The organism is Terrilactibacillus tamarindi (assembly GCF_009718825.1).
Lineage (GTDB): Bacteria > Bacillota > Bacilli > Bacillales > Sporolactobacillaceae > Terrilactibacillus > Terrilactibacillus tamarindi.
This window is the reverse complement of the sequence record NZ_WNHB01000020.1, coordinates 52,222-62,629: the sequence shown is the minus strand read 5'-3', so window position 1 is coordinate 62,629 and position 10,408 is coordinate 52,222. Positions and strand designations below refer to the sequence as shown.

Genomic DNA, 10,408 nt, shown 5'->3' with positions numbered 1-10,408 from the left:
GGCTCAATAAATCAGAAAGAGGCTCAATAAATCAGAAAGAGGCTCACCCCAGCTGATTGAAGTTTCATTTTATTCGCATCGATAATGAGAAGCAAAGGATCGGATAATATGTCTTCATATTTTTCTTGTGAAATCGACTTTCTAATTCAAGGAATTAATTTTATTGTCGATGAATTACCCAAAGTTCAAGGTCTATATTTCATGTAAAACGGTAAAAATAAACTTATAAAATAAACCATTACCCATTTTTATTTGTTACAATCCATTTCAGTTGCTATTTATTAAAAAATCAGTATAATTAAAGTCAAAGATAGTCAAAGTCAGAGAAGATGGGAGGCATAGTTCACTTTGAGGAACATTTCGGACATTATTGAGAGTTATATTAAGCAGATTTTAGATGCAAGCAACAAAATTGAATTAAAACGAAGTGAGCTTGCCGAAAAATTCCAATGTGTTCCATCCCAAATTAATTATGTATTAAAAACAAGATTTTCTATTGAACGAGGTTATATTGTTGAGAGTAAACGTGGTGGTGGAGGGTATATTCGTATTATAAAAGTTAAACCTGCAACAAGTTCAGAATTGATAGACGAGATGATTGAGCTTTCTTCATATCGAATTTCACAAAATATTTCAGAAGCCATTATCGTTCGTTTATTAGAAGAGGAAATTATTAATAAACGAGAAGCCAAATTAATGCTATCAGCCATAGATCGCTCAGTTCTTGACCTTAGCATTCCACTAAGGGATGAAGTTCGGGCAAATATTATGATCGCTATGCTTCAAGCACTAAAGTATAAAATGTAACGTTATACTGATACACTCTATATATGTAATATAAGGAAGTTATATTAAGGATTTGAGGGATCCGTGCATATACTATTAAAGTATTCTTGTAAGAAGGGAGTTTACTTCTGATGGAATGTCAAAACTGCCATCTTAGACCGGCTACACTCCATTTTACTAAAATTGTAAATGGTACAAAACATGAATACCATCTTTGTGATCAATGTGCACAGAATAATGAAGAAGTGATGGTAGCAACGTCTGGTGGTTTTTCGATACAACAGCTTTTATCGGGGTTGTTAAATTTTGAACAGCCAATGGAAGAAGCGCGCCGCGAAACCAATCGGACTTTAAAATGTCCAAAGTGTGGTCTAACTTATAATGAATTTGTTAAAATTGGAAAGTTTGGTTGCAAGGAGTGCTATCATACTTTTAACGATCGTTTAAACCCTGTGTTTAGAAAAATTCATGGAGGAAATACCGTACACAAAGGTAAAGTTCCCCATCGAATGGGTAAGGATATAAATATAAAACGACAAGTACAGGATCTTAAAGTTAAACTACAAAAACTTGTTGAGGAAGAGAAGTTTGAGAAGGCAGCAGAAATTCGAGATAAAATCAAGGGCTTAGAAAAGGGGGAATAGGCATGTCATTAAAGAAATTTATTGATCGAGCCGTAAGCCCTTGGATGCAATTGAATGGTCCTGACGATGACATTGTCATAAGTAGTCGCATACGTTTGGCACGAAATCTTTCTGAATTCGTATTTCCAATTATTGCGACAGAGTCCCAGCGGAAATCGGCTTTTGATACAATTGAGCAAAAGTTAAAGGGTGCGTCTTACAGTACATTAGGAACATTTGAACCCGTAGTCATGAGCAATCTGAGTAATATTGAAAAGCGAGTGTTAATTGAAAAGCACCTGATTAGTCCTAATCTTGCTGAAAACCCAAGTTATACATCTGTATTTATTAACCAAAGTGAATCTGTCAGTATTATGGTTAATGAGGAAGATCATCTAAGAATACAATGTCTTTTTCCTGGATTTCAATTAGGTGAAGCGATGACGCTGGCAAATGGCGTAGATGATTGGTTAGAAGATAAATTTGACTATGCGTTTGATGAAGGGAGAGGTTACTTAACAAGTTGTCCAACCAATGTAGGTACGGGACTAAGAGCTTCTGTGATGGTTCATCTTCCTGCATTAGCTCTTACACAACGGTTAAACCGGCTTGCACAAGTTATTAACCAATTTGGTCTCGTAATTAGAGGAATTTACGGTGAAGGCAGCGAAGCATTAGGTAACGTATTTCAAATCTCTAATCAAATGACTCTTGGAAAATCTGAGCAAGATATTGTTGAAGACCTAAGAGGGGTTGTCATGCAGCTCATTGAGCAAGAAAAGTTGGCAAGAAGGGATTTATTAGCAAATTCAAAAATAGAATTAGAAGACCGTATTTATCGTTCATATGGGAAACTTGTCTATTCACGAATCATGCCTTCAAAGGAAGCTGCTACATGTATTTCAGATTTGCGTTTAGGGGTAGGTCTTGGGATTATTCAAAATGTAACGAAGCGCATGTTAAATGAGTTAATGGTCCTTACACAACCCGGTTTTCTTCAACACTATTTCCAAGATCAATTAGGCCCAAATGAGAGAGATGTTAAACGAGCAGCACTCATTAGAGAACATTTAAATCTTGAAAAACGTCAATAACGACCTAATAAAGGAGGCAAAAAATTATGATGTTTGGCCGCTTTACGGAACGCGCACAGAAAGTACTTGCACTTGCACAGGAAGAAGCTATGAGACTTGGACATAACAATGTAGGAACTGAACATATATTGCTTGGCCTTGTCCGTGAGGGTGAAGGTATTGCTGCAAAAGCGTTAAAGGCACTGAATTTAAGTCCTGAAAAAATTCAAAAAGAAGTTGAATCACTTATAGGCCGTGGAAATGAAACCGTGCAAACGATCCATTATACGCCAAGAGCTAAAAAGGTTATTGAATTGTCAATGGATGAAGCACGTAAAATTGGTCATTCCTATGTTGGAACCGAACATATCTTGCTCGGACTCATTCGTGAAGGCGAAGGTGTCGCAGCTCGAGTATTAAATAATTTAGGTGTGAGTCTTAATAAAGCAAGACAGCAAGTGTTGCAACTCTTAGGTAGTCATGAAACAGGTTCTGGCAGTCAGCAAGGGCGCAATGCATCTCATGCGAATACTCCGACTTTAGATAGTCTTGCACGTGATTTAACGGCAACAGCGCGAGATGGAGGATTAGATCCAGTAATAGGACGTAGTAAAGAAATTCAACGCGTGATTGAAGTGCTCAGCCGCCGTACGAAAAATAACCCAGTGTTGATAGGGGAACCAGGGGTTGGTAAAACGGCTGTGGCAGAAGGTCTTGCTCAGCAAATTATTGATAATGAAGTCCCAGAAATTCTCCGTGACAAAAGAGTTATGACGTTAGATATGGGTACAGTGGTTGCTGGTACGAAATACCGTGGTGAATTTGAAGATCGCTTGAAAAAAGTCATGGATGAGATTAGGCAAGCTGGAAATATCATATTATTTATTGATGAACTCCATACATTGATTGGTGCGGGTGGTGCAGAAGGCGCCATCGATGCTTCAAATATACTAAAACCATCACTTGCTCGCGGAGAACTACAATGTATTGGTGCGACAACGCTTGATGAATATCGTAAATACATTGAGAAGGATGCTGCTTTGGAAAGAAGATTCCAACCTATTAAAGTGAATGAACCGACTAATGAAGAGTCTGTTCTTATTTTAAAAGGTCTAAGAGATCGTTATGAAGCTCACCACCGTGTCAAAATAAATGATGATGCAATTGAGGCAGCTGTTCAACTGTCAGATCGTTATATTTCAGATCGATTCTTGCCAGATAAAGCCATTGACTTGATAGATGAAGCCGCATCGAAAGTTAGACTGCGTTCGTATACAACACCACCAAATTTAAAAGAGCTTGAAGTTAAACTTGAAGAAGTGCAAAAAGAAAAGGATGCTGCTGTACAAAGTCAAGAATTTGAAAAAGCCGCTTCCCTTCGTGATACAGAACAAAAACTAAAAGAAGAAGTTGAAGTAACGAAGAAAGAATGGAAAGAAAAACAAGGAAAAGAAAATACAGAAGTCACTCCTGACGACATTGCTCTCGTTGTAGCAAGTTGGACGGGGATCCCCGTTGTGAAACTTGAACAAGAGGAAAGTGAACGGTTACTCCATATGGAAGATATTCTTCACAAAAGAGTGGTTGGTCAGGAAGAAGCCATCAAAGCTGTATCTCAGGCAGTAAGACGTGCGAGAGCTGGATTAAAAGATCCAAAACGTCCAATTGGCTCATTTATCTTCTTAGGTCCAACGGGTGTGGGTAAAACAGAACTTGCTCGTGCTGTAGCTGAGACTCTATTTGGTGATGAAGATGCCATTATTCGCATCGATATGTCTGAGTACATGGAAAAACATACAACATCTCGACTTGTTGGTTCACCTCCAGGCTATGTAGGTCATGAAGAAGGCGGACAATTAACGGAAAAAGTCAGACAAAAACCGTATTCTGTTATTCTTTTAGACGAAATCGAAAAAGCTCACCCAGACGTCTTTAACATCTTGCTTCAAGTGCTTGATGATGGAAGACTTACAGATTCGAAAGGAAGAACGGTTGACTTTAGAAATACAGCGATCATCATGACATCAAATGTTGGTGCAAGTACGCTTAAGAAAAACAAATATCTTGGATTTACGGTAGAATCAGAAGGTCAAGAATATCGTGACATGAAAGATAAAGTCATGGGCGAGTTAAAACGTACCTTTAGACCTGAATTTCTTAACCGTATTGATGAGATCATTGTGTTCCATGAACTTAAAAAAGATCAATTAAAACACATTGTATTGCTTCTTTCGGAACAATTGAAAAAACGTCTAGCTAATCAAGGCATTGTTCTAGACCTAACCGATGCCGCTTTCGAGAAAATTGCTGATGAAGGTTATGATCCAGAGTATGGTGCTAGACCACTTAGACGTGCTCTTCAACGAAGAATAGAAGATCGTCTATCGGAAGAGCTTCTAAAAGGAAATATTTCTAAAGGATCAAGTGTGGTCATTGACTATCAAGACGATAAATTTATTGTTCAAAATAAAACTGAGGCTCCTGTTAGCAGATAAAGAATAATCAAATAATAGGAAAGTAGTTTAGTTCCTTTGTAAGTCATACACTCATAACAAGAAGCCAATGGTCCGCAAAAGACACATTGGCTTCTTGTGTTTTATCTTAGGGTTAAAATTTAATTTAGGAATATTATGGAGGCAATAGATTTATTTAGGTTTACAGATGCGTTTTATGATACTATGTAGTCAGATAAAGTGAAAACTTCAATCTCAGGGGTCTATACTAGCCATTAATGCGGGATAAACGAAAGGTGAATGTGTATGGCAAAAGCAAAGACAGTCTTTTTCTGTCAAGAATGTGGATATGAAAGTCCAAAATGGCTGGGGCGGTGTCCAGGATGCAATAATTGGAATACCTTAATTGAAGAGCGTATCACGAGGGACAAGTCTAGCGGGACAAGTACAAAAAAAGTAAAAAATAAACCGATGCCCATCACCCATATTAAAGTTGAACAAGAACCAAGGATATTATGTGATATGAATGAACTGAATCGTGTCCTTGGAGGCGGGATTGTACCTGGCTCTTTGATTCTAGTCGGTGGTGATCCGGGAATTGGGAAATCAACGTTACTCCTTCAAACATCGAGTCAATTGGCGAAGCAAAAACGAAAAGTTCTCTATATTTCAGGTGAGGAATCGGTAAGACAAACGAAAATGAGAGCGGATCGCTTGGATATTTCAGAGGACAACTTATATATATTAGCTGAAACCGATATACATGATATAGAGAAACATGCCGAAGACGTATCACCTGATATCTTAGTTATTGATTCTATTCAAACGATTTTTAATTCCGATGTCACTTCGGCACCTGGAAGTGTCTCTCAAGTTCGGGATTGTACAGGGCAATTGATGCGAATGGCTAAAACCAAAGGCATAGCAACTTTCATTGTTGGTCATGTTACGAAAGACGGTGCCATCGCTGGTCCTAGAATGCTCGAACATATGGTAGACTCGGTATTGTACTTCGAGGGGGAAAGACATCATACATTTCGTATTCTTAGGGCGGTTAAAAATCGCTTTGGTTCTACGAATGAAATGGGTGTGTTTGAAATGAAGGAAGCGGGACTTGTCGAAGTGTCTAATCCATCAGAAGTCTTTTTACAAGAGCGAACGAAAGGAGTGGCTGGATCAGCTGTCGTTTCAGCCATGGAAGGTACAAGACCTGTTCTTGTCGAAATTCAAGCTCTTATTTCTCCAACAAGTTTTGGAAATCCGAGAAGAATGGCGACGGGTATTGATCATCACCGTATATCTTTATTAATGGCCGTATTGGAAAAACGTGTGGGACTTTTACTTCAAAATCAGGATGCTTATGTTAATGTAGCAGGTGGTATAAAATTAGATGAACCTGCAACAGATTTAGCCGTAGCGATCAGTATAGCCTCTAGTTTTAAGGATCAAATCACCCAAATTTCCGATGTGTTCTTAGGTGAAGTTGGCTTAACAGGAGAAGTAAGGCGGGTGTCCAGAATTGAACAACGCGTCAATGAAGCCTATAAATTAGGGTTCGGAAGAGCTTTTATTCCTGAGAAAAACTTAGGTGGATGGACGATACCTAAGGATATGGAAGTCATAGGCGTGTCTACGGTAAAGGAAGCGATGGATTATGCATTAGGAGGCGCACCAAATGAATTCAACCCAACAGCATTCTATCAATCAGATACTTAAGTTGATAGCTCCTGGGACATTACTTCGCGATGGTATTGACAATGTACTAAGGGCTGGGACGGGTGGGCTCATTGTGATTGGCTTTGACGAGAAGATGCAGCATCTTGTCGAAGGAGGATTTACAATCAATTGTCCTCTACTTCCGGCTGCTCTTTATGAACTTGCGAAGATGGACGGAGCAATCATACTTAGTGAAGATTGTAAAACCATTTTGTTTGCAAACACACAATTAGTCCCTGATTATGGGATTCCCTCGGTTGAAACAGGCATTCGACATCGAACGGCTGAACGTGTGGCTAAACAAACAGGCAATTTGGTTGTTTCGATTTCACAAAGACGAAGCATTATTACCCTCTATAAGGGTCACCTGCGGTATGCTCTGCAGGATATCGGCGTTATTTTAACGAAAGCAAACCAGGCTATGCAGACACTAGAAAAATATCGCGCGGCTCTAGATAAGGGATTAGTTAATTTGGGTGCTTTAGAATTTGAAGAACTTGTTACGATTCAGGAACTTACCCTCGTCATTCATCGTATAGGAAGAGTATTACGAATAAAGGAGGAGATAAATAATTATATTAATGAACTTGGCACCGAAGGTAGACTGATACGAATGCAAATGACTGAACTTATCATGAATGTCGAAGAAGAAGCTCTTTTGCTTATAAGAGATTACATGCTGGATGAATCTACAAATGCACAACTTGTCCTGGAGCAATTAACAAAATTGTCGACAGAGGATTTATTGAAAGATCAAGTCATTATCAAATTATTAGGGTACTCTTCTAGAGAAGATCAATATGAGGATATTCTATATCCGCGCGGGTATCGGATGTTGAATCGGATACCTCGGTTGCCGCAAACAATCATTGATAACCTTGTCCAAACGTTTGGTCATATGAACCATCTTGTACGAGCGGGAATCAAAGACTTAGACAAAGTGGCAGGTGTTGGGGAAAAACGAGCAAAGAAAATTAAAGAAGGTTTCGAACGGATTCAACAACAATTATTTATTGACCGTGTCATTTAACTGGCATGGTGATCGGCTATTATATCATATTATTAATATTTTTCATGAACCGTTTGAATCTTGTAAATCTGTCTATAATGGTAGGAGGAGGTGATTGGGAATGATGAAACGTATGATTCAATTGTTATGCATATTGTTAGGTGGAACACTTGGATTTGTTTATATTCCTAGAGTTATTACATTGTTAAATTTTGGCCAAAGCATACCATCGTGGTTATATACACCCTATACAGGAATGGTTATAGGTGCTATTATCTTTTTCTTGCTCACATATTGGTTTGTTGATTCATTAGTAGGCTTAATTAAAGCTTTTGAGGAAAAGATTATTAAAGCTCCCGTCACAGATGTATTGTTTGGAACGATCGGGCTTGTTTTTGGTTTAGTCATTGCTTTTTTAATTCAAATCCCATTAGAAAGATTAAACATTGTCGGGATTAGTACCGTACTTCCCATTTTTATTTACTTGTTTCTGTCTTATTTCTTTTTTCAAGTGGGTTTCAAAAAGCGTGATGAACTTATCAATCTTTTTCATATAACTAAGAGTAAAGATCGTAGGAAAGAGTATGATGGTGACGAAATGACAGCGCCTTCCGGGAAAATTTTTAAAATATTAGATACAAGTGTTATTATTGATGGTAGGATTGCTGATATATGCCAAACAGGTTTTCTTGAAGGAGTTCTCGTTATCCCGCGCTTTGTTTTAGAAGAATTGCAGCATATTGCAGATTCATCGGATGCATTAAAACGAAACCGTGGTCGTAGGGGTCTTGATATTCTAAATAAAATTCAAAAAGAACTCAAAATCAAGGTAGAAATTTATGAGGGTGATTTTGAAGAAGTTTCAGAAGTGGATAGTAAACTTGTAAAACTCGCTCAACTTGTTTCGGGTATCGTCGTAACGAATGATTTTAACTTAAATAAGGTTTGTGAATTACAAGGAGTGACAGTTCTTAATATTAATGATTTGGCCAACGCTGTTAAACCGGTTGTATTACCTGGAGAAGAATTAAATGTACAGGTTATAAAAGATGGTAAAGAGCAAAATCAAGGTGTTGGTTATCTTGATGATGGAACGATGATTGTTGTTGAAGAAGGTCGGCGTTACATTGGAAAAACCATCGATGTTATCATTACAAGTGTTTTACAAACCTCTGCAGGCCGAATGATTTTTGCAAAACCGAAGCTGTTAGAACAGGCACTGTAAGATAGTTTAATTTTTTATCAAAATGGTCTAGGCACAAGCGTGGGTGTCATCTCACGCTTGGTGCCTATCTTTAGTAACTGTTATATGTTTAAGGTAAATAAGTTGGTGGGTATTATAATTTTTATATTTTAAAGTTGAAGAGATAAATAGAATCTTTGTTTACTATTATCTTAATGGTTGTTTAATTTTGGAGGTTTTCATGGCTTATAATGTACTCGTGTTGGCGGCTGGGAAAGGTCAACGAATGGGAAAAGAGAAGAACAAAGTTCTATTAGAGATTAAACAAACTCCAGTGGTTATACATACATGTCAAGTATTTGAAAATGATGAAGCGTGTAAAGGGATTTACCTTGTAGCTAACAAACGAGAAATAGACGAGATACAAGATTTATTAACGGAGTTTCACATAACAAAAGTCAAACAAGTGGTAGAAGGCGGCAGGGAGAGACAGGAAAGTGTTTTCTTTGGGTTACAAGCTATGAAAGAAGAATCGAATCACGATCCTTTGGTTCTTATTCACGATGGCGCTCGTCCTTTTATCAAACAAAAGGAGATAACAAAGGTGGCTCTTTCAGCAGAAAAAATGGGAGCCGCTATTTTAGCTGTTAAAGTGAAAGATACAATAAAAAAAGTGTCACATCATCAAGTGCAAGAAACCATTGATCGTTCGAGCTTGTGGGCTGTCCAGACACCACAAGCTTTTCGGCTTTCTACTATTTATAACGCACATGTTGAGGGAGAAAAAAGAGGATTTGTTGTTACAGATGACGCCTCTCTTTTAGAACAACTAGGAAAACCTGTGGCTGTTGTAGAAGGTGATTACCAAAACATCAAACTAACGACACCTGAGGATTTAATCTTAGCCGAACACTACTTTGAATTGAATCATGGGGGGAATCGCGATGCGGATTGGACAAGGATATGATGTACATGCATTTGCAGAAGACCGCTTATTAATTATTGGAGGAATCACCATCCCTTATGAGAAAGGTCTATTAGGACATTCGGATGCAGATGTTCTTCTTCATGCAATTAGTGATGCCCTATTAGGCGCAATTGGTGAGGGGGATATCGGAAAACATTTTCCAGATACAGACGAGGCCTATAAGGATGCAGACTCAAAGGAATTATTATCACAGGTATACAAGCGAGTGAAAGAAAAAGGATATAAATTAGGTAATATGGATTGTGTCATTATTGCCCAAAAACCCAAAATGGCTCCTTATATCTCTCCAATGCGGGAGGTCATTGCTGAACTTCTAGAAGCACAAGTCGAGCAAATTAATGTTAAAGCAACGACCACGGAAAGGTTGGGTTTTACGGGGAGGGGAGAAGGTATAGCGGCTCAGGCTGTTTGCCTATTAGAGGAAGTTCAAAAAGTCACCAAATGATAAGCTACGAATTTGTGACCTTTTTGAACACATACTACTAAAATCTCAATAATAAAAAATGATGAAAAACTTCAAAGAAACACGTAACAGTGCTAAAATAGTGTAGACAAAACGAAAGTGGTGACGTAAAAC

Annotated in this window: 9 protein-coding genes; all 9 read left to right on the top strand. The window is 38.1% G+C overall.

What is annotated here, in order from left to right; genetic code table 11:
* Nucleotides 1-348 precede the first annotated feature (348 nt).
* The 9 genes from GMB86_RS12360 (at nt 349) to ispF (ending at nt 10,276) form a co-directional block, all read left to right on the top strand.
* Nucleotides 349-807 carry a CtsR family transcriptional regulator gene (locus tag GMB86_RS12360; RefSeq protein ID WP_155220394.1) on the top strand — a complete coding sequence of 153 codons (459 nt, stop codon included), beginning with the start codon at nt 349-351 and terminating at the stop codon, nt 805-807.
* A 110-nt stretch (nt 808-917) separates the two neighbouring features.
* The gene (locus GMB86_RS12355) at nt 918-1,430 is read left to right on the top strand and encodes a UvrB/UvrC motif-containing protein (protein WP_155220392.1); all 513 of its coding nucleotides are present in this window, start codon (nt 918-920) and stop codon (nt 1,428-1,430) included.
* A gap of 2 nt (nt 1,431-1,432) precedes the next feature.
* The gene (locus tag GMB86_RS12350; RefSeq protein ID WP_155220390.1) at nt 1,433-2,503 is read left to right on the top strand and encodes a protein arginine kinase; all 1,071 of its coding nucleotides are present in this window, start codon (nt 1,433-1,435) and stop codon (nt 2,501-2,503) included.
* Between the two features lie 26 nt (nt 2,504-2,529).
* Complete coding sequence (gene clpC / locus GMB86_RS12345) at nt 2,530-4,977, top strand: ATP-dependent protease ATP-binding subunit ClpC (protein WP_155220388.1); 2,448 nt, start codon at nt 2,530-2,532, stop codon at nt 4,975-4,977.
* A 264-nt stretch (nt 4,978-5,241) separates the two neighbouring features.
* The gene (gene radA / locus GMB86_RS12340; protein ID WP_155220386.1) at nt 5,242-6,651 is read left to right on the top strand and encodes a DNA repair protein RadA; all 1,410 of its coding nucleotides are present in this window, start codon (nt 5,242-5,244) and stop codon (nt 6,649-6,651) included.
* Entirely contained in the window at nt 6,611-7,681 is a 1,071-nt protein-coding gene (gene disA, locus GMB86_RS12335) for a DNA integrity scanning diadenylate cyclase DisA (RefSeq protein WP_155220384.1), read from the top strand. Before radA ends, disA begins: the two co-directional genes overlap by 41 nt.
* A gap of 100 nt (nt 7,682-7,781) precedes the next feature.
* Nucleotides 7,782-8,885, top strand: a complete 1,104-nt coding sequence (locus GMB86_RS12330; RefSeq protein ID WP_155220382.1) for a PIN/TRAM domain-containing protein — start codon at nt 7,782-7,784, stop codon at nt 8,883-8,885.
* A gap of 199 nt (nt 8,886-9,084) precedes the next feature.
* Nucleotides 9,085-9,810 (top strand): 2-C-methyl-D-erythritol 4-phosphate cytidylyltransferase, encoded by a 726-nt coding sequence (ispD, locus tag GMB86_RS12325; protein ID WP_155220380.1) that lies wholly within the window; start codon nt 9,085-9,087, stop codon nt 9,808-9,810.
* Nucleotides 9,788-10,276 (top strand): 2-C-methyl-D-erythritol 2,4-cyclodiphosphate synthase, encoded by a 489-nt coding sequence (gene ispF / locus GMB86_RS12320; RefSeq protein ID WP_155220378.1) that lies wholly within the window; start codon nt 9,788-9,790, stop codon nt 10,274-10,276. The genes ispD and ispF overlap by 23 nt, the downstream gene beginning before the upstream one ends.
* Nucleotides 10,277-10,408: the final 132 nt, after the last annotated feature.